Below are 21,480 nucleotides of genomic sequence, written 5' to 3' on the forward strand. Positions count from 1 at the left end.
CTGAAAACTAAAAAAAACTACCCGTGAATAGTCTCTCCTTTTCCGTAATTTGAGATAATTGACTCTTCGTAGGCCAACCATTCTCTCCAACGTTTTTCAACATCGATTCCTACTCCGTATTTTCGGGCATAGGTGATGAATGTTGTGTAATGACCGGCTTCACTTTCCATTAATTCTCTGTAAAAAACAGCCAGCTCTTCGTCTTGAATGTTTTCAGATAAAACTTTAAAACGCTCGCAACTTCTGGCTTCAATCATTGCTGAAAACAATAATCTTTCCACTAAACCGGAAACTCTGCTGCCATCACCGCTTTTCTTCATGTACAAATACAATTCATTTACATAATCGTCTTTGCGCTCACGTCCTAATTTAAGACCTCTTTTGATGATGATATTATGCACCTGCTCAAAGTGATCGATTTCTTCTTTCGCTAAAGCCAATAAATCTTTCACTAAATCCTGATGCTCAGAATTATTAGTGATAATCGTTATGGCATTTGTAGCCGCTTTTTGTTCGCACCAAGCGTGATCTGTCAGGATTTCCTCGATGTTTTTCTCTACTATATTAACCCATCTAGGGTCGGTTGGCAGTTGTAATCTTAATACACCCATATATTTTTTTTGTTTCAGGTTTTTTTTGTTTCAGGTTTTCTTTTGTTTCAGGTTTTCTTTTGTTTCAGGTTTCTTTGTTTACTGTTTTAATTGAAATAAAAACTAAAAAAAGTTTAAAGCTTTGTGCTGTTTTAAACCAACACAAAACTTTAAACTTGAAATTTTAAACTTGAAACTTATTTCTTAGTAAACGAAAATCGGTCTTTCGCTCATCATTTCATTTACTTCATTTGCTACTTCTTCGATCACAGCTTCATTAGTGTGGTCTACAAGTACTCTGTCAATTAAAGCTACGATAGTTTCCATATCTGCTTCAACTAAACCACGAGTTGTGATTGCAGCTGTTCCAACACGAATTCCTGAAGTTACAAATGGTGATTTGTCATCAAAAGGAACCATGTTTTTATTTACTGTAATTTCTGCTTTTACTAATGCGTTTTCAGCTTCTTTTCCTGAAATGTTTTTGTTTCTTAAGTCAATTAACATCATATGGTTGTCAGTTCCTCCAGAAATAATGTTATACCCTCTTTTCACAAAAGCATCCGCCATAGCGTTTGCATTTTTTTGCAATTGCATAGCGTAAGTAAAGAATTCATCTTTTAAAGCTTCACCAAAAGCAACAGCTTTAGCAGCAATAATATGCATTAATGGACCACCTTGATTTCCTGGGAAAACAGCTAAATCTATTAAAGAAGACATCATTCTGATTTCTCCTTTTGGAGTTTTTAAACCTTGTGGGTTTTCAAAATCTTTCCCCATTAAGATCAAACCTCCACGAGGTCCGCGTAATGTTTTATGTGTTGTTGTAGAAACAATATGACAATGTGGAATTGGATCGTTTAATAATCCTTTTGCAATAAGACCTGCAGGGTGAGAAATATCAGCAAATAAGATTGCTCCTACACTATCTGCGATTTGTCTGAAACGTGCAAAATCCATATCACGAGAGTAAGCCGAAGCTCCTGCAATGATTAATTTTGGTTGTTCTTTAGTAGCAATTTCCTGAATTTTATCGTAATCTAAACGACCTGTTTCAGCATCTACACCATAAAAAACCGGACGGTATAAACGTCCTGAAAAGTTTACCGGTGAACCGTGAGTCAAGTGACCACCGTGTGACAAATCGAAACCTAAAATCTTGTCTCCGGGATTCAAACAAGCATGGTAAACTGCTGTATTTGCCTGAGAACCTGAGTGAGGTTGTACGTTTGCATATTCAGCACCAAATAATTCTTTGGCTCTGTCAATAGCGATTTGCTCGATTACGTCTACTACTTCGCATCCTCCGTAGTATCTTTTGCCAGGGTATCCCTCAGCGTATTTATTCGTTAAAACAGACCCGGCTGCTTCAATTACTTCATCACTTACAAAGTTCTCTGAAGCAATAAGTTCTAATCCATGAATTTGTCTGTCCTGTTCCTCTAGTATAAGGTCAAAAATTTGTTCGTCGCGTTGCATTTTTTCGTTTTTCGTTAATTTGATGCAAAAATACAAAAAAACGTTTGTCATACAGTTAGATTATGATATATTTGACAAGTAATTTTTCAACAAATAATTAACATTCACATGCCGATAACCGCCAACGATACCAAAAGAAAATCATGGTTAGAAGTGCCTGAAAATAGCGACTTCCCTATTCAGAATATTCCTTTCGGTGTATTTCTTACCAAAGAAAATGTCGTTACAGTAGGAACCAGAATTGGCGATTACGCTATAGATCTAGGAGCTTTACAACAATTAAACTATTTCTCCGGAATAGATTTAACTGATGATATGTTTATGCAGGACACGCTTAATGATTTTATTTCTGACGGAAAAAAAACATGGCGCCTGGTCCGCAACCGCATCGCAGATATTTTTGATGCAACCAACCCACAACTTAGAGATTCGACAAAAGATCGTGATATCGTTATTTTCAAGATCGACGATGTTGAAATGCAATTACCGGTTTTAATTGGTGATTATACAGATTTTTACTCTAGTAAAGAACACGCTACAAACGTAGGGAAAATGTTCCGTGATCCCGAAAATGCTTTGTTACCAAACTGGTTACACATTCCGGTAGGCTATCATGGAAGAAGTTCTACGATTGTTCCGTCTGGAATTCCGGTTCACAGACCAATGGGACAAACATTACCTAATGGAGAAAAAACACCCGTTTTTGGTGCTTCCCGATTAGTTGATTTTGAATTGGAAACTGCTTTTATTACCACAGACGTAAACGTAATGGGCGAAAATATCCCAACTTACGAAGCCGAAGATTATATTTTCGGAATGGTTTTACTAAACGACTGGAGTGCACGTGATATTCAGAAATGGGAATATGTGCCACTTGGGCCTTTCCTTGCAAAAAACTTCGCGACTTCTATATCGCCTTGGATTGTAACTATGGATGCTTTAGAACCTTTTAGAACAAAAGGTCCAAAACAAGATCCGGCTCCGCTTCCTTATTTACAAACCAAAGGAAAAAAAGCTTTTGATATTCATTTAGAAGTTTCCATTCAGCCTTTAGATCAGGAAGAAACGGTTGTTTCTAAATCAAATTTCAAATATTTATACTGGTCAATGTGTCAGCAATTAGCACACCATACTTCTAATGGATGTCGTGTAAATTCTGGCGATATGATGGGTTCAGGAACTATCTCAGGACCAACACCGGACAGTTTTGGTTCGATGTTAGAACTAACCTGGGGAGGAAAAAATCCATTAAAATTAAAGGACGGAAGCGAACGTAAATTTATCGAAGATAATGATACTGTAATCATCAGAGGTTTCTGCGAGACTAATGAAGTTCGTATTGGTTTTGGTGAAGTTGCCAGCCAATTATTACCTCCTTTTGTGAGACAATGAAGAGCAGATGAATTGCATAAATAATATAAAAAAACTTGTTAGTCTTCACTAACAAGTTTTTTTTTGTTTACGTTGTTTCTCTCGCAAAGTCGCAAAGACGCAAAGTTTTTACTTTATTACGTTAAGCTCTATACCCTACAAAATAGGGAAAAACGTGTAAGTAAGGTTTAATCGAAGCTAATTTGTGTTTTGTTGAAAGGACTGGATATACTTAAATAAAATAGCACGCAGATTTTGCGGATTTAACGGGTTTTCGCGGAAAGCAATGATCAAAAATCTGTGAAATCTGCGTGAAAAAAAATCTTAAAACTTTGCGATTCTGCGACTTTGCGAGAAATCAATCACGCTGCGAAATGAATTATATTAATTTGACGATAAAAAAAACTTGTTAGTCTTCTGGATATACTTAAATAAAATAGCACGCAGATTTTGCGGATTTAGCGGATTTTCGCGGAAAGCAAGGAATAAAAATCTGCAAAATCTGCGTGAAAAAACCTTAAAAACTTTGCGTCTTTGCTACTTTGCGAGAAATCAACCACACTGCAAAGTGAATTATATTAATTTGAAGACATAAAAAAACTTGCTAGTCTTCACTAACAAGTTTTTTACATTTTAAAATTTAATAATGCTATTGTTTAGGTTGCTGTTGGGTAACACAATGTACCATTCCGCCATTTGCATATAAGTTTCTAACATCTATACCGACAACTTCTCTTCCCGGATAAAGACCTGCAATAATTTTATTTGCAACACTATCATTTGGATCGTTGTAATTTGGAACCAAAACTTTACCATTTGCAATATAGAAATTAATGTAATTCCCTTTGTAACCAAGGGCTTTCCCAGTTTTTGTTACTACATTTTTCTGCGTAAGTGGCAAGATTACTTTCGTATAAACTTCGTTTTTGGTGTTTGAAGCTGCATTTAAAATCGCAATATCCGAATCTATAAGTCCCCAACCTGATAAGTCAGAATTACTCATTGTGATCATTTTGTTACCAGCTGCAAATTTCATGATACCATCGATATGCATATCTGTAACATCCTCTTCGCTAAAACCTCCTTCAAGCCAAATGAATTTTGTAGCTCCAAGGTATTTTGTGAAATTTGATTCCGCCTGAGCTTGGCTCATTCCTTTATTTCTAACCGAATTTCTAGCTTTTTGACTGATTATAGAACTTTTAGTTGCCATTAATACTCCATGACCGTCTAATTCTACCGAACCACCTTCGTTTACCATTACATTATTTAAGTTCAATACGGTTACTCCGGTGTCAGCTCCGATCGCGCTTGGTATTGCATCACAATTCGCTGAATCGTATTTGCCTCCCCAACCATTAAATCCCCAGTCTTCGATCACTAGTTTTCCCTGAGCGTCACGTACGTAAATTGGTCCGTTATCTCTAACCCAAACATCGTCTGTGCGATGAATTTTAAAATCAACATTAGTTAAAGAAACATTTGCTGCTTTTAATAAATTAGTAATTCTCGTTTGTTCAGCGGTATTGTAAGCAATGATATGCACTTTTTCGGTAGATTGCAGCGCTTTTGTCATTGCTACCCAAGTTTCGTCCAGTTCGTTTCTGTAGGTAACACCGTGTTGGTATTGATGTGGCCATTGTAACCACGTCCCTTCATGTGGTTCTGATTCTTCCGGCATTTTATACACTATTTGTGTAGGATCAGGTTTACCGATTACCTCTGCAGTACCTTCGTCGCCGGCACAAGAATTAAAAATTGGAGCAGCCATCGAAGTAAATAAAATTAAGAATTGAAATTTAATCATGATGTATATTTTTTTAGATAGGCAAAACTAGAATATGTCTGAGTATCAAGATTGTCTTATTTTGACAACTTTCGTATTACGGGAACGTATATTACTGTTGTTAGTTGATCTGGCGATTTTTCATCATCAATGTATTGTTCTATAATAGGAGAAGTTCCTAATTCATAGTCACTCTCATAAAGCCATCGGTAATATATTTTTCGGTAGGTTTCTTCAATTTTATCAAAATCACCAAGATGAATATACTTCGCATACCAGCCTCCAAAAATAGCCTTCGAAAGATATAATTTCGGATTAACACAGGCGCCGATACAGGCCTCATACCTTGATTTCTCTTTATCTGAAATTATAGGCTGGTCCACAATCACGCCAAAACAATTGTAAGGTGGGATCGTTTTATTCTCTTCAATAATCGCATCCCACAGCTCATTTATCGCTACATTATTGTAATTATTACTGATAAGTGTTTTAGAATAAACTTGTATTTTCTCTTTGTACTCGTATTTAAAATCAATAAACGAAAGGTCATTTTCTTTCCCTTTTATATATTCCTCAAAAAGAGGTTTCCTGTTTTGGCGGGCTTGCAAAGGCGTAATTTCAAATTTATTTTTAAATGCTTTCGCAAAAGACTGATTGTTGCTATACCCAACATCATACGCAATAGCTACAATGGCATTATTGGTATAAATCAACTGTTTATAAGCGTTTTCCAGCTTTAACCGGGTACAAAAATTACCTATTGTTTCCAATAGTATCGCACTAAAAATACGCTGTATGTTTCTATAAGAATAATTCGAAACTGCTTCTAATTCTTCCGGTTCGATTTGCCGATGATAATTGTCTTCTAAAAAAGTAAGTACCTTTTGTATATTCTCTATTTTCATCGATTTTAATGTGAGCTGTAAATAAACATTATCAGTTTTTTAAATCCTCAAACTCCAAATAAAGCTGCCTTAACAAATCAACTTTAAGTTTTCTACCATCAAAATTAACTTCAATCGTGTTTCCGCTAACACCAATGGGTGCATTAACCGTTTCATCAAAGGTGAAAATTTTATACGTATCTAACCGTTCTCCTGTTTTTATTTGCAGAATTTGATCGAAATCCGGAGCTTTCGCAATACTATGAACGGCAAACTGCTCCCTATTATTACCAAACAAAATAAAATCTGTAGTTTTTGGCTTAATCGTATTTGGACTCAACTTCTTAAAATAAATAACCTCCTGAATTCTTACCGCAACCGATTCGGCAATTTTAATGCCTCCGCGTTCAAAATGCCCTCTGTAAATACTTGCTTTAAACGGACGGGGATTTGCAATCATGTCCGGTAGAATAAACTTTTCCGGTTCAATTGTGTAAGTAGCATGTTCAGGATATTGCTGTTGATCCCTTATAAATTGCTGTCTAGTTCTTTCATCAAAAACCAATTCCAGAACAATCTGATAATCATGCGGAGATCGAAACATTGGTAAATGGTACGCATAAATTTTATTTCTTCCAAAGATAGCCATGCCGTGTGTTGAAGGCTCGTCTTGCGCACCATGATCGTGTTGCTGCGAAAAAACGCCACAAGAAATAAGAGCAAAAAAGAAAAATACTATTTTTTTCATCTTTAAGTATATTTAGATTAGGGACTTTTTTTTGTTCTAAAAACAATAGCAATGCAATAATTGTCTTTAGAATTTAACTTCAAAGTTAAAACAAATCTACTACCAAAAACATTTTTTACAAATCAATACAACACTAAACCTCAATGTTTTACAAATCAAACTACATCATACCTGGTAATTACTTATCCATTTGAATAAATAAAAGCAAAAAAAATATCCGTACAGCTGTGTACGGATACTTTTTATCAAATGCCAACTTACGGCACTCTATTTTAAAAGACTTATTTAAGCCGGAATCTGCTGACTTAGACAGTGCAACGTTCCAAATCCCCAAATAAAATCGATACAGCTAATTCCGATCACTTCACGATCAGGGAAACACTCCGATAGAATATTCAAAGCCACACGATCGTTACTGTCATTAAAAGTTGGAACCAGGACACAATTATTCAAAATCAAGAAATTAGCATAACTCGCCGGTAATCTTAAATCCCCAAAATCAACACGTTTTGGCATTGGCAAAGCTACAATTACTGGAGATTTTCCGTTTTCTAACTTCGCATTTTGCAAACGTTTTAAATTATCCTGCAAAGCCTTGTAATTAGAATCGGTTTTGTCGGTTTCAACAATAGTAACAATTGTATCTTCATTTACAAATCGACATAAATCATCAATGTGTCCGTGCGTATCATCCCCTTCTATTCCGTCTCCTAGCCAGATTACGTTGGTAACACCCAGGTATTCTTTAAAAACAGCTTCGTAATCTTCTTTTGTAAATCCGGGATTTCTAACCTGAATTGACTGGTGCATCAGACATTCCTCAGAAGTCAATAAAGTTCCTCTTCCATTTACATCAATAGCACCACCCTCTACAATTACCGGTTTACCTTTATAAACGACCTGCGTTACCGGCACCTCAATAAAATCAGCTATTTTAGAAGGAACATGTTTATCTAACTGATGGTTTTTATATTTTGCCCAACCATTAAAATTAAAATTCAGCGCTTCTCTTTTTGAACCATTTTTTACAATAATCGGCCCTGAATCGCGCATCCAGCTTCTGTTGGTTTTATGAATGATAAAAGAAATATTACCCATATTTACTCTTGCGTCTTCTAACATTCCGGCTACTTTCTCTTTTAACTTTTCATCGGCTACAACCAAAAAAACAGTTTCAAAAGTGGCTACTTTTTTTATAAATTCTACAAAAGCCCATTGAATGGCTTCGTATTTCCCTGGCCAGTCATTGCCATTATGCGGAAAACACAATACAATTCCCTGTTGTTTTTCCCATTCTGCTGGGAATCTTCTATTATTTGTTGACATAAAGCATTTCTAAATTTGAAAGAGTACAAAGATAATGATTCATAAGGATTATAAAACAACTGAGTGAAAATCAAATCAAAATCAGTCCAAAACAATTCCTAAAATTAAGTTAAAGATTAAATAATACAGCCTTAATACAAAGCCAGCTTCTGCTATTTACATTTGAAAAAACTAAAAACAAACACAATGAAAAAACTAAGTATCTCTTTATTAACCGCTTTGTTTCTAATGGCAAGCTGTAATAATGACGAAAACTCAAACAATGAAAAACCCGAAGCTGTTGTAAACGAAGATCCCGGAACCTTCAAAGAAATCGGAAGCATTACTATAGGTGGTGAAGGTGCAGCAGAAATTTCGGCTTATGATGAAAAAACAAAAAGACTTTTTACAGTTAACAATAGCGGAACGAATCAAATCGATGTAATTGACATATCAGACCCTACAAAACCAACCAAAATTGGCAAAATTGACTTAACTCCTTATCAAGGTGCCTCCAACAGTGTTGCTGTTTTTGACGGAAAATTAGCTGTTGCTTTAGAATCTACAATCAACAAACAAGGAAATGGAAAAGTGGTTATCTTTAATACAGCCGACTACAGCCTGATTAAACAAATTACCGTTGGTGCTTTACCGGATATGATTACGTTTTCTCCAGATGGAAAATATATAATGACTGCTAATGAAGGGGAACCCAATACAGATTATTCTCAAGATCCAAACGGAACGATTTCGATTATCGAAGTAACAAACAATTATGCGGTTACTACTTTAGATTTCAGTTCGTTTAGCAGTCAGGCCGCAGCCTTGAAAAAAGACGGTTTCAGAATTTCAACCTTCGCTAAATCTTTTGCACAAGATATCGAACCTGAATATGTAACCATTTCTGATGATTCTAAAACGGCTTGGGTAACGCTTCAAGAAAACAACGGTGTTGCAAAAGTGGATTTAGTCTCTAAAACCATTACTGCTATTTATCCTTTAGGTTTGAAAAATTACAATACAGCCGAAAATGCAATTGACGTAAGTGATAAAGATGATAAAATTGCTTTTAACCCTTGGAAAGTAAAGGGAATGTTTATGCCGGATGCTATTAGCCATTTCTCTTCAAACAATGTACCTTATTTTGTTACTGCTAATGAAGGTGATGCCAGAGAATATACAGCGTATAGCGATATCAAAAGAATGAAAGACATGAAACTGGACGCAACCGTTTTTCCTGATGCTGCTACTTTAAAACTGGAAACCAATCTGGGAAGATTAAATCTGGTAGCTGACATGGGCGATACGGACGGCGATGGTGATCTGGACGAAATGATTAGTTTTGGTGCGCGTTCTTTCTCGATCTGGAACGGAAATACCGGAAAAATTGTTTACGACAGTAAAAATGATGTGGACAAAAAAACCAACGAAGTAGGTACTTATGATGACAAACGTAGCGATGATAAAGGTTCAGAACCGGAAGCTGTAGTAGTGGCCAAAATAGGTACTCAAAACATACTGTTTGTAGGTTTGGAAAGATCAGATGCTTTTATGACTTATGATGTAACCAATCCTGCTTCACCACAATATTTGCAGACTGTAAAAACGGGTGATGCTCCTGAAGGAATTCTTTTTATTCCGGCGTCAAAAAGTCCAACAAAAAGAAGTTTAGTTGTAGTAAGCAGCGAAGGTGATGGAACTATTAAAATTTTCCAGCCAAGTTTGAAGTAAACACAATAATTCAATAAAAAAGAAAGCCGTTTCAAGTATTTGAAACGGCTTCTTTTTATCTAAAAGATTGAATTAATCAATTGCTCTTTTTGTAATATCTCCAAAAGCATCAATTCTTCTGTCTCTGAAAAATGGCCAGTTCTGACGTACATTTTCCTGTAAATCCAAATCAACTTCGGCAATTAGAATTTCTTCCTGATCGTGTGATGCCTGTGCCAAAATTTCTCCCTGAGGTCCCGCTATAAAAGAAGCTCCCCAAAATTGGATTCCGTCAGTACCATCGATATATTGTTCTAAACCAATTCTGTTTGCGGCAGCAACGAAAACGCCGTTTGCAACAGCATGACCTTTCATTACGTTCATCCACGCCCCATATTGATTCTCTCCGTATTGCTCTTTTTCTTTTGGATGCCAACCGATTGCTGTTGGGTAAAACAATACTTCTGCCCCTTTCAAAGCTGTAATACGAGCTGCTTCCGGATACCATTGATCCCAACAAATTAGTGTTCCAACTTTTCCTTTTTTAGTTTGAATAGCCTGAAAACCTAAATCTCCCGGAGTAAAATAGAATTTCTCATAAAAATGAGGATCATCCGGAATGTGCATTTTACGATACAAACCAGCTTCTGTCCCATCAGTATCAATAATATAAGCACTGTTATGATAGATTCCAGCCATTCTTTTTTCGAAGAAAGGAACAATAATAACAACTCCCAACTCTTTCGCTAATGCGCTAAAAGCAATAAATGAAGTACTATAAAGCGGTTCTGCTAATGCAAAATTATCAACATCTTCGCTTTGGCAAAAATAATGACTGCTATATAATTCAGGCAGTAATATAACTTCAGCACCTTTAGTAGCTGCGTCTTTTACCCAGCTGATGCATTTTTTAAGATTATTCTCGGCAACATCGTTCAGGTTTAACTGAATAACGGCTATTTTATATTTTCTTTTCGGCATGACATAAAATTTAGAGTGCAAAAATAGTAATTTTTGAAGGAATGGCAAACAGATCTCAATTAGTAACTACTATAAAAAAAGAGCTCATAGGACTACCGTTTGGACACAACTATATAATAAACTTGAACACGAATTTCACGAATTGCCACGAATTTGTTTGCGAAATTAATTTCACAAACCTAGGTTATCTTATTAAAATTTGAGCAAATTTGTAAAATTCGTGTTATTTTTATACTTGTGTCCACACAGTACGCCCATAGAAACTCCTTTTACAATTGTTTACTTGGATTTTGTTTTGTTGAAAAAATTTTGACAATATAAACAATCCCCTCCTCTTCTTTATAGAGAATCTTATAGTCACGAACTATAATCCTCCTAAATTCAGGCTGAATTTCATCTGATTGAAATTGATCTGTAAAATTAAAATTTCGACGAAATAGAAATCTTTGTTTGCTGAGCTCATTTTTACGGAGTTTCTTGCGGAGATTTCTCCTTCGTCGAAAGGACAAACGTGGCGTATATTTTTTTTAACAGACTAAATTTTTACATCTAATTTTCTACTATTCTACAACTTTTGGATTTGATTCTCTTTTTCGTACTTCATTACTTCTAAAACAAAAAAAAACACCAATCCTAAGATTGATGTTTAAATGAATGAAATTTAAGGGCAAGCTATTTTTACTAATTACCAAAAGCGCATTAATCAATTACCACTTCATGTACAATAAATTCAGTTTCTGATTTTTTGAATTTAATTTTAAAAGTTCCTTTTGCAGCAGATTTAAATTTATACACTGCCTTCTTAGCATCCGGAACTATTTGTACACACACAGGAGATGCATATTTTACTTCAACCTGTAACCCTTTGTCGGTACCAATTGTAGCTTCTGTAAATTTATTAAATTCTCCACAAGCAGTCTCTGGCATAAATGTTACGTCATAGCTAAGTTCTGCATTCACTTTTCCAGTTGCCGGACCTTCCAATTTAGTTGCAAAAGCATTTTTAGTTACAACAACTACCGGATCTGGTGTTGCTTCTTTCTTATCATCATCACTACTACATGAAGACAATCCAATTAACAAGAACAAAGCTACTAAACCTGATTTAAATCTAAAATTTTTCATATAAAATATTTATTTGTTATTTTAATATGAAGAGGGCGAATAAATAATAAGGTTGCTTAGATTAAATGTTAAAATATTAAAACAAAACACCAAACACCTATAAACAAAGGGATTAACCTCAAAATAAAAACATAAAAAAAACACCAGCTTTGCAACTGATGTTCTATTTATTTGAAAAAATACAATGTTTCAATTAATGCGCTTTCTTTCCAAAAAGTTTTTTCAGAAGATTCACAATCGCTAAAACTATAAATCCAACGACAAGTCCTACGATAAACTCTTTCAAAATCGAAGGAAATTGAGGTAGTAAATGATGGAAAAACTCAATATTGTGAACAAACAAACCTCCAGCTACCAGAATCAAAGCAATTGTTCCGATCACAGTTAAAGCCTTAATCACTTTTGGAAGTGCCTGAACCAATAAATTACCGATCGTTTTTAATATACTTTTTTCTTTTTTACTGTGTTGGATCATTTTAAAACCTACTTCATCCATTCTGACAATTATAGCAACGATACCATAAACACCGATAGTAGCAATCAATGCAATTATTGAAACTACTGCAATCTGAGATGAAATCGGCTGACCAATTACAGTTCCCAATGCAATGATTACAATCTCTACCGAAAGAATAAAATCGGTTACAATAGCGGACTTTATTTTGTCTTTTTCAAGTGCTAAAATTTCCTCTTCTGTAAAGGTTTCTTCTGTGATTCCTTCCGAAGCGTGTTGGTGAGGAAAAAAGAACTCGTATATTTTCTCAGCACCTTCGTACGCCAGGAAAAGTCCTCCCAGTACTAAAATCACAATAATGGCAATAGGAAAAAAAGCACTCAACAAGAATGCAATTGGCAGAATAATAATTTTATTAAGTAGTGATCCTTTACTGATTGCCCATAAAACAGGAAGTTCTCTTGAAGAGGCAAACCCTGAAGCTTTTTCAGCATTAACTGCTAAATCATCCCCTAAAATACCTGCTGTTTTTTTTGCTGCAACCTTGCTCATTACTGCAACATCATCCATGATTGCTGCGATATCATCTAATAGTACGAAAAAACCTGATGCCATTTATTAATTTATTTATTTTAAGAATTACGTAATTCATTGGTTTACAAAACCTCATATAAGCTACGTTATTTATTTTTTTACCTCTGCGAATCTACTACTTTTTTATCGAATCTTTTGCTAAAAAATTAACTGCACTGTCCCAAAAGCAACCATAGAATGATGAAAATAAATACCGTGCTAAAACACCCGCATCCTAATTTTTTAGCTCCATAACCCGCAATTAACCCTCTGAATATATTGTTCATGATCTTATTGTTTTATGTTCTTAGTAAATTTCAGAAATTAAACAATACATTCTGTTATACTACCCTACAATAAAGTTTCATTATTTACGGTTTCTCCAATTTATTTAAACAAAAAAAACACCAGTCTTGCGACTGGTGTCTTCCCAATTAATAATTAACTAAAAGAATTAATCGACTTTATGTGTTTGGTTTCTAAAAACTAATTTTCCATCGAAAGCATCAATCAAAATGATACTATCGGTTGTTATATTGTTTGCCAGAATTTCTTTCGACAATTGATTTAACACTTCTCTCTGAATAACTCGTTTTACCGGTCTTGCTCCAAATTGTGTATCATACCCTTTGTCTGACAGATAAGCAATCGCTTCCGGCGTAGCATCCATAGTGATACCTTGTAACGCCAGCATTTTGGTAACACTCTTAAGTTGCAAGCTTACAATTCTCGAAATATTTTCGATAGTTAAAGGCGTAAACAACACGATTTCATCAATACGATTTATAAATTCAGGACGAACGGTTTGTTTCAATAAAGCCAAAACTTCCACTTTTGCAGCTTCAGTTGCAGCTTCAATGCCCCCTTTCAAATTATCAAATTTCTCCTGAATAATCTGACTTCCCATATTGGAGGTCATGATGATAATTGTATTTTTAAAATCAGCCAGACGACCTTTATTATCCGTCAAACGGCCTTCATCTAAAACCTGTAATAAAATATTAAACGTATCCGGATGGGCTTTTTCGATCTCATCCAGTAAAATTACAGAATAAGGTTTTCTACGAACAGCTTCTGTTAATTGTCCCCCTTCATCGTAACCAACATAACCTGGAGGCGCACCAACCAATCGACTCACGCTATGACGTTCCTGATATTCACTCATATCAATACGGGTCATGGCATTTTCATCATCAAAAAGGTATTCTGCCAAAGCTTTTGCCAACTCCGTCTTACCAACACCCGTTGTCCCTAAGAACAAAAATGTACCAACCGGTTTTTTCATATCCTGCAATCTGGCACGGCTTCTGCGAACAGCATCACTTACCGCTTCAATCGCTTCTTCCTGACCTACAACGCGTTTGTGCAATTCATCCTCCAAATGCAACAGTTTTTCTCTTTCTGTCTGAAGCATTTTCATCACCGGAATACCTGTCCATTTTGCTACAACTTCAGCAATATCTTCACGGGTAACCTCTTCTTTTATTAAGGAATTACCGGATTGGTATTCTTGTAATTGTTTCAATAAAACATCCAGACGTTCCTGGGCTTCTTTGATTTTTCCGTAACGAATTTCAGCTACTTTTCCATAATCCCCTTCACGTTCTGCACGTTCCGCTTCATGTTTAAAATCTTCTATTTCTAATTTCACAGCCTGAACACCGTCAACGACATCTTTTTCAGACTTCCATTTGGTATAGATTTCATTTCGCTCTTCTTTTAGGTTGGCCAGATCCATTCCTAAAATTTTTAGCTTACTTTCTTCTTTTTCACGCTTAATGGCTTCGATTTCAATTTCCAGTTGCATGATTTTGCGATCCAAAACATCTAATTCTTCTGGCTTTGAATTGATTTCCATACGTAACTTCGACGCAGCCTCATCCATTAAATCAATGGCTTTGTCCGGTAAAAATCGATTTGTGATATAACGTTGTGATAGTTCTACCGCTGCAATAATAGCTTCATCTTTAATCTGAACTTTATGATGCGTTTCGTATTTTTCTTTAATTCCACGCAAAATCGAAATAGCACTTTCTGTATCCGGCTCGTCAATTAAAATCTTTTGGAAGCGACGTTCCAATGCTTTGTCTTTTTCAAAATATTTCTGATATTCATCTAAAGTTGTGGCTCCGATCGCTCTTAACTCTCCACGGGCCAAAGCCGGTTTTAAGATATTAGCCGCATCCATAGCCCCTTCACCTCCACCTGCACCTACAAGTGTGTGAATTTCATCGATAAATAAAACGATATCACCTTCTGCGGCTGTCACTTCTTTTACTACCGATTTTAGTCTTTCCTCAAATTCTCCTTTGTACTTGGCTCCGGCAATCAATGCTCCCATATCTAAAGAGAAAACAACTTTATCTTTTAGATTTTCAGGCACATCACCATCCACAATTCGATGCGCCAAGCCTTCGGCAATAGCTGTTTTACCAACGCCCGGCTCTCCCACCAACATAGGGTTATTTTTAGTTCTGCGGGTTAAAATCTGTAACACACGTCGGATTTCTTCGTCACGACCGATAACAGGATCCAATTTTCCGGTACGCGCTAACTCATTCAGGTTTTTAGCGTATTTATTTAATGAATTATAGGTCTCTTCAGCAGAGGCCGAAGTTACTCGTTCTCCTTTTCTAAGCTCCGCTATTGTAGCTTTCAAAGCTTTTCCGGTAACACCTTGATCTTTTAAAATCTGTGCTACTTTGCTTTTTGAATCAAAAATTGCCAAAATTAAATGCTCGATTGAAACATATTCATCGTCCATTTTTTGTGCAATAATTTCTGCTTCATTCAATGCTTTGTTTGCGTCTCGCGAAAGCATAATATCGCCTCCCGAAACTTTTGGAAAACTTTGTAATTTTGAATCTAAAATTTGTAAAAACAAAGGCACATTTACATTGAGTTTTTTCAATATAAAAGGCGCCACATTTTCATCTACTTCAAAAATAGCCTTAAAGATGTGTTCGTTTTCTATTTGTTGTTGACCATATCTTTGAGCCAGCTGCTGCGACAACTGAATGGCTTCCTGAGATTTAGTCGTAAACTTATTTATGTTCATATTTGTATGATTTATGATTGATTTATATTTGTAATAAGTAACTTTGCAATTCAATATTCAAATTATATTCCACAATAAAAACACCGACAAAAAGTCATTAAAAATCAAGGTTTTACTTGAATTAAATGTCAAAAAGTCATAAAAACAGTCAAAACATGGGTTTTTTAAATTCTATCTTCGGAAATTCTGACCATTCGGATTCACAAAAAAGCAATATAAACTGGATTCCTCTTACAAATTTAACACAGTTGGATGATATTGCTAACATTTCAAATGTTAAGCCTATCGTAATTTTTAAGCACAGTACGAGATGCAGTATTAGTAGAATGGCTTTAAAACAATTTGAAAAAGAATACGATTTAAACGAAACGGTTGATGCCTTTTTCCTGGATTTAATCGAACATCGTGATGTATCTAATGAAATTGCCAACAAATTTAATGTACACCATGAATCTCCTCAATTGCTATTGATTAAAAACGGAAAAGCGGTTTACAATGTTTCTCACAGCGATATTGATGCTGAGGCTTTGAAAACGAAAGTGTAATTTTCTTGTGAAATGCTTTTTGTGAAACGTAAAACACGAAAAAGACCTTATGGATTGTCATTTCGAAGAATGAGAAATCACACCCAATATTCCGCAAACTGTGCGTGAATTTCTAGTGTGATTTCTCATTCTTCGAAATGACAAAAACAAAACCCTGAATTTCTCTAATTCAGGGTTTTGTTTTTTATATCATCTATTGGAAAACATTTCATGTTTCATGTTTCATGTTTCACGTTTCATGTTTCATGTTTCATGTTTCACAAAAAACATTGCACCCAAATCAAAAACTCCCTTCAGATCCCCCGCCACTAAAGCCACCTCCTCCAAACTCCATTGGAGAATCAGCTGGTTTTACTTCCGGTTTCATTCCGAATGTTGAAGCAATAATCAAGGCTTCTGCATTTAAAAAATCGTTTGAATTGGAAATCCTGTCGGGTTTAAAAGTCAATCCTGTTTCTTTAGTTTTTAGTTTCTTTATGGAGAAAAATGCTATTGCGAATAAAAGCAATCCGCCAAGTGTCAGCGCCACCTCTACTGGCAAAACCGAGTGATAAAATCGAAAGCTGTAAAAAGAAAAAGCAATGGCGATAAAACTGATCCAAAGCATAATTCTGTCTTTATTCTTTAAAGCGAAAAACAAATAAAGAACAGGAACAGCGAATGTAAAAATCCAAAAGAAAAATGCTAACGGTATTTCGGGGCTTACATCATAATAAATTCCTGAGAGCATTCCAGATAGCTCCCTTACCACCATATAATTTCCGGAAAGATAAAAAAGAATCAAACTGATACTCTTTATTAAAACAAGTCCTGAGTAATAAAAGGGTTCGCTTAAATCTTTAAGCAATTTTCTGCAAAAATAATATGTTCCTACACCATACAATAGCATAAAAAAGGGTAAAATAGCCTGTCCGAATTCCAGAAATTCAAATATTGCATATCCCAATGTTACTGTTAATGCGAAGTAAAAAACCAATGCCGACAATAGATGTAAATAACGTAAATACAGTATAAATGAAACTACTGTAACAGCAATCATAATCGATAGTACATTTTCACCTTCACTTAAAACCCCAATTGCGAAACCTGTATTTAAAAGAGTTCCTAAAATAAAGGCATCATCGAGTCCGTGATTATGATAGCCTTGTTTGGCTAAAAGTTCCGATCCTACAAAACCTATTGCAGCAAAAACAAACGGAAGAACTTTCCAATAGCTGTCTATACCTGAAAGTCCAAAAAGCGAAACTGCTCCGCATAACGACGCATATAAAAAGGATCCCAATAAAAAGAAACCAATGCGCACCAGAATATTTTTGTGACTATTGAGTACAGGAAGTTCTTTTTCTATAAAATTGAGCTGTTCTTTACCAATAAAACCTGCATTTTTTAATGCCTCTGCCTCTTCCGTTAAAGCCGAATTGTCTAATTTATTTTTGTCCAGTACAATCATAGCGCAATTTCTTTATTGAAGTTTTTAATTAATTTAATGAACAAAACTATTGATCCAATGAAATAGGCAGGGATAGCTAAAACAAATATTTCCCAAATCTCCGAAAAATCAATATGTTCTAAAAAACGGAACAGTACTATATTGATTCCGATATAAGCATAGATAATCGTAAAAACAAACAATGAAATCGCTTTAACCTCATGACTTACTTTATAAAAATAAAAACAAGATGCGCCAAGTACAAAGGCAAATACGAACCAAATCCAATCAAAAACATCCAATAGATTACTGATTAAAGCGATACTAATCATATGCAAAGCAAAAGTTAGATAGATCAAATTAAAATGTGTTTTTAATTGAATTCTGGAGCTATAAATCGTCCATAAAATCAATAAACCTCCTAATACTATGGCAGAATAACTTAATCCTTGGTGGGAATAAAAATCGCTTGTAAGCAAATCCTGCGGCGTTACAGAAAACCCTACATAAGCTGCCAAACCTGTAATGGCAATAGTCAGAACACTTCTATTATCAAAATAATAAGCACAAAAGAAACTCACAATTGTGGGAACCAGGGTCGCCAAACCATAATAGGTACCGAAAGGTTTATATTGAAATTGCAAATAACCAATAAAAATACACGTCAGTATATTGGCTGCGAGCACCAAATATTCCAAAACAGGGTTTTCAAAACTTGTTTCGGATTTTTGGAATCCTTTTGAATTTTTAAAACAAAAATAGAAACAAACACCAATGGCAATCAACAATAGTGTCAAAATCGCAATATGGCCAATAGTATCAATATTTTTATAAATCAGGATTCCGATTCCGGATGTAAAAAGCAAAACTGATATATATAAAAATACTTTTAATTCAGCATGCAACGAAAAAATACCCAAACTACGGTACTCTTTTATCTGGTTGTGTTGTTCTTCCGTAATAAAGTTTTTCTCGAAAAGTTGCTGAGTTGCTTGTTCTTCTAATTGCGTCATACGTATAATTTAAAATAACTGATTACCAAATGTATGTATTTATGACGAACTTTCTGTCGCAGAGAAAAGGTTTTACAAAAAAAGCGCTATGAAACCATAGCGCTTTTCTTCAATTTAGTTTTTACACTAAATTATTTTTGGATTTTAATATCCGCAACAATTCTAGGGTTAGAACCAACTCTGTGAACTGATTTCACATAGATAACTCCTTTTTTACCTGCTGCATTTTTAAATAAAACAACAAGAGGCAATTTACTATCTGGAAATGAATTACCATCATTAGTAATAGTTAAACCATTTAAGTCTTCTCCTTTTTCTAATTTATTAAATTTATCAATTGTGAATTGATCTTTTACATCATTAATAAAATCAGTAGTAGTTCCTTTAGCAATACCATATTCTGCATCGTTAGGAGTTGTAAAGAAATTTAAAGAAAAACTTCCTCCGTAAAAAGCAATATCAATTTTCGGTAACGTAGCCGCATCAATCTGTGCTTTTTTGTATGATTTCCCTGTTTCAGTTGAAAAGAAACGTCCTGCATCAAAACCTTCTTCAGCATCTAAAGAAAAAGTTACATCCTTAAACGTTTTTAATGTAGCAGTATCAACAACTAAATTTTCGTTTTCTTTCTCGTCACTTGAGCATCCGGTGAAAACAGCTCCGGAAATAAATAATAGTACAAAAGCAATCTTTTTGGTCATGTTTAACATTGTAATAATTTTTAAAATTTTGCACGAATATACAGGTAAAGCACCCCAATTATAAAGTTATTTTAACAAAATCTTTTTGACTTTTTCAACCATCAACTCAACTAATAGAAAACGAGTATTTTACATTTATAAAACATAAAAAATAAATTATTAACATTTCCTCTATAGAAATGATAGATTTATTTGTAATAATAGCAATTTTAAATTCTAACACTATATCTCATTTTCGTAAGATGTTTACACAACGTGATTCAATTCAAAATCGCAAAATCTAAATCTATATTTATCCTGTAAAACCTGTTCTTCTACATCAGTATTTAATTAATTCATCTTCCATTATTTTATTAATCTGGACAAAAACCAATAAAAAAAAGGCTATCGAAATAAATCAATAGCCTTTCCTATTTTCTGAACAGTATCAAACCGGGACCTTAATAAGCGGCTTTCATTTTCGCTTTTATCGCGTCTAAGCACAAATTATTGATACTTCCTTCGTGTGTATGTTTGGTTTCTTTTGGAAATTTGTAGGTTCCGGCCTCCAATTGTTCTGCAACAGCTTTGTAAGCATCTCTGAAAGGCATTCCGGCTACAACCATTTCGTTTAAAGTATCAACCGTAAACAAATAATCGTATTTTTTATCTTCTAAAATATGGTCTTTTACGGTAATATCTTTTATAGAGAAAATCGCGATATCCAGACAGGCTTTTAAGTTTTGAAGTGCAGGAAACAAACCTTCTTTTAGTAATTGCAAATCTCTATGATAACCGCTCGGAAGATTGTTTGTGATCAAAGTAATTTCATAAGGCAACGCTTGAATTTTATTGCATTTCCCTCTTATTAATTCAAATACATCTGGATTTTTCTTGTGCGGCATAATACTCGAGCCTGTTGTAAGATGGGACGGCAGACCAATAAAGTCAAAATTCTGACTCATGTACAAACAAACATCCATCGCAAACTTCGATAATGTTGCCGCTACACTGCTCATTGCAAAAGCTACTGTTTTCTCTGCTTTTCCACGGCTCATTTGTGCTGCAACGGCATTGAATTTTAACGTTTCAAAACCCAATTCCTGTGTTGTAAAGGTTCGGTTAATTGGAAATGAACTTCCGTAACCTGCCGCAGAGCCTAATGGGTTTTGATCAACAATTTTTCCGGCAGCATTCAACATCGTTATATCGTCGATCAAGCTTTCCGCGTAGGCGGAAAACCACATTCCAAAAGAAGAAGGCATTGCAATTTGCAAGTGTGTATAACCGGGCAGTAATACATTTTGATGTTTTTCTGCAGATTCCATCAACAAGTCGAAAAGTGTTTTTACCTGCTCTTTTAAGGCTTTTACTTCGTCCTTTAAATACAAATGCACATCAACCAAAACCTGATCGTTACGAGAACGTGCGGTGTGAATTTTTTTTCCTGCATCGCCTAATTTTACGGTTAGCAGGTATTCAATTTTAGAGTGAACGTCTTCAAAACTATCTTCAATCACGAAGTTCCCTTTTGCGATATCAGCTATAATTTCATTTAAGGCATCCATCAAAGAAGTTGTTTCTTCTGAAGTTAACAATCCGATTTGTCCAAGCATTTTGGCATGCGCGATAGAACCTAACGCATCATATTTGGCAAGAACCAAATCTAATTCTCTATCATTTCCAACCGTAAATTGCTCAATTTGTTTGTCGGTCGGTATTCCTTTTTCCCAAAGTTTCATAGACTAT

17 protein-coding genes are annotated in these 21,480 nt (G+C 34.9%); 3 read left to right on the forward strand and 14 right to left on the reverse strand.

The features are described from left to right. Positions 1-17 precede the first annotated feature (17 nt). A complete protein-coding gene (locus tag ACHRV3_RS12615) occupies positions 18-611 on the reverse strand; it encodes a tRNA-(ms[2]io[6]A)-hydroxylase (RefSeq protein ID WP_007810758.1) in 594 nt (197 codons plus the stop codon). 183 nt (positions 612-794) lie between these two features. Continuing rightward, positions 795-2,069 (reverse strand): serine hydroxymethyltransferase, encoded by a 1,275-nt coding sequence (gene glyA, locus ACHRV3_RS12620; protein ID WP_047776584.1) that lies wholly within the window; start codon positions 2,067-2,069, stop codon positions 795-797. A 108-nt stretch (positions 2,070-2,177) separates the two neighbouring features. On the opposite strand from glyA, the gene fahA reads away from it, so the two are divergent. Then, positions 2,178-3,461 (forward strand): fumarylacetoacetase, encoded by a 1,284-nt coding sequence (fahA, locus tag ACHRV3_RS12625; RefSeq protein ID WP_047776404.1) that lies wholly within the window; start codon positions 2,178-2,180, stop codon positions 3,459-3,461. A 628-nt stretch (positions 3,462-4,089) separates the two neighbouring features. Here the strand turns inward: fahA and ACHRV3_RS12630 are convergent. The 4 genes from ACHRV3_RS12630 to ACHRV3_RS12645 all read right to left on the reverse strand — a co-directional run bounded on the left by ACHRV3_RS12630 (position 4,090) and on the right by ACHRV3_RS12645 (position 8,184). Beyond that, on the reverse strand, positions 4,090-5,247 hold the full coding sequence (locus ACHRV3_RS12630) for an agmatine/peptidylarginine deiminase (RefSeq protein WP_230001737.1): 1,158 nt from the start codon (positions 5,245-5,247) through the stop codon (positions 4,090-4,092). Between the two features lie 56 nt (positions 5,248-5,303). Beyond that, positions 5,304-6,131: a GyrI-like domain-containing protein gene (locus ACHRV3_RS12635; RefSeq protein WP_395434932.1), complete on the reverse strand. Its 828-nt coding sequence runs from the start codon at positions 6,129-6,131 to the stop codon at positions 5,304-5,306. A 31-nt stretch (positions 6,132-6,162) separates the two neighbouring features. Beyond that, positions 6,163-6,858, reverse strand: a complete 696-nt coding sequence (locus ACHRV3_RS12640) for a hypothetical protein (RefSeq protein ID WP_395434933.1) — start codon at positions 6,856-6,858, stop codon at positions 6,163-6,165. 285 nt (positions 6,859-7,143) lie between these two features. Next, on the reverse strand, positions 7,144-8,184 hold the full coding sequence (locus ACHRV3_RS12645; RefSeq protein ID WP_395434934.1) for an agmatine/peptidylarginine deiminase: 1,041 nt from the start codon (positions 8,182-8,184) through the stop codon (positions 7,144-7,146). Between the two features lie 186 nt (positions 8,185-8,370). Here ACHRV3_RS12645 and ACHRV3_RS12650 point away from each other — a divergent pair, with 186 nt between their 5' ends. Continuing rightward, positions 8,371-9,894: a choice-of-anchor I family protein gene (locus ACHRV3_RS12650; RefSeq protein ID WP_395434935.1), complete on the forward strand. Its 1,524-nt coding sequence runs from the start codon at positions 8,371-8,373 to the stop codon at positions 9,892-9,894. A 72-nt stretch (positions 9,895-9,966) separates the two neighbouring features. Here ACHRV3_RS12650 and ACHRV3_RS12655 read toward each other — a convergent pair whose 3' ends face one another. The 4 genes from ACHRV3_RS12655 to clpB form a co-directional block, all read right to left on the reverse strand. Beyond that, the gene (locus tag ACHRV3_RS12655; protein WP_230001732.1) at positions 9,967-10,854 is read right to left on the reverse strand and encodes a carbon-nitrogen hydrolase; all 888 of its coding nucleotides are present in this window, start codon (positions 10,852-10,854) and stop codon (positions 9,967-9,969) included. Positions 10,855-11,553: 699 nt separating this feature from the next. Beyond that, positions 11,554-11,979, reverse strand: a complete 426-nt coding sequence (locus tag ACHRV3_RS12660) for a hypothetical protein (RefSeq protein WP_395426124.1) — start codon at positions 11,977-11,979, stop codon at positions 11,554-11,556. A gap of 193 nt (positions 11,980-12,172) precedes the next feature. Then, on the reverse strand, positions 12,173-13,048 hold the full coding sequence (locus ACHRV3_RS12665; protein ID WP_047776389.1) for a DUF808 domain-containing protein: 876 nt from the start codon (positions 13,046-13,048) through the stop codon (positions 12,173-12,175). Positions 13,049-13,460: 412 nt separating this feature from the next. Then, positions 13,461-16,064, reverse strand: a complete 2,604-nt coding sequence (gene clpB / locus ACHRV3_RS12670; RefSeq protein ID WP_395434936.1) for an ATP-dependent chaperone ClpB — start codon at positions 16,062-16,064, stop codon at positions 13,461-13,463. Positions 16,065-16,219: 155 nt separating this feature from the next. On the opposite strand from clpB, the gene ytxJ reads away from it, so the two are divergent. After that, the gene (gene ytxJ / locus ACHRV3_RS12675; RefSeq protein WP_047776578.1) at positions 16,220-16,609 is read left to right on the forward strand and encodes a bacillithiol system redox-active protein YtxJ; all 390 of its coding nucleotides are present in this window, start codon (positions 16,220-16,222) and stop codon (positions 16,607-16,609) included. Between the two features lie 280 nt (positions 16,610-16,889). Here the strand turns inward: ytxJ and ACHRV3_RS12680 are convergent, their stop codons facing one another. The 4 genes from ACHRV3_RS12680 to argH all read right to left on the reverse strand — a co-directional run bounded on the left by ACHRV3_RS12680 (position 16,890) and on the right by argH (position 21,473). Then, positions 16,890-18,059 carry a hypothetical protein gene (locus ACHRV3_RS12680; protein ID WP_395434937.1) on the reverse strand — a complete coding sequence of 390 codons (1,170 nt, stop codon included), beginning with the start codon at positions 18,057-18,059 and terminating at the stop codon, positions 16,890-16,892. Further along, on the reverse strand, positions 18,056-19,051 hold the full coding sequence (locus ACHRV3_RS12685; protein WP_395434938.1) for a DUF2157 domain-containing protein: 996 nt from the start codon (positions 19,049-19,051) through the stop codon (positions 18,056-18,058). Before ACHRV3_RS12685 ends, ACHRV3_RS12680 begins: the two co-directional genes overlap by 4 nt. Positions 19,052-19,182: 131 nt before the next feature. Continuing rightward, positions 19,183-19,752, reverse strand: a complete 570-nt coding sequence (locus ACHRV3_RS12690) for a hypothetical protein (protein WP_395434939.1) — start codon at positions 19,750-19,752, stop codon at positions 19,183-19,185. 440 nt (positions 19,753-20,192) lie between these two features. Beyond that, entirely contained in the window at positions 20,193-21,473 is a 1,281-nt protein-coding gene (gene argH / locus ACHRV3_RS12695; RefSeq protein WP_395434940.1) for an argininosuccinate lyase, read from the reverse strand. Between the last annotated feature and the right edge of the window lie 7 nt (positions 21,474-21,480).

Origin of the sequence: Flavobacterium sp. FlaQc-49 (assembly GCF_044005985.1) — a bacterium.
GTDB lineage: Bacteria > Bacteroidota > Bacteroidia > Flavobacteriales > Flavobacteriaceae > Flavobacterium > Flavobacterium cupriresistens.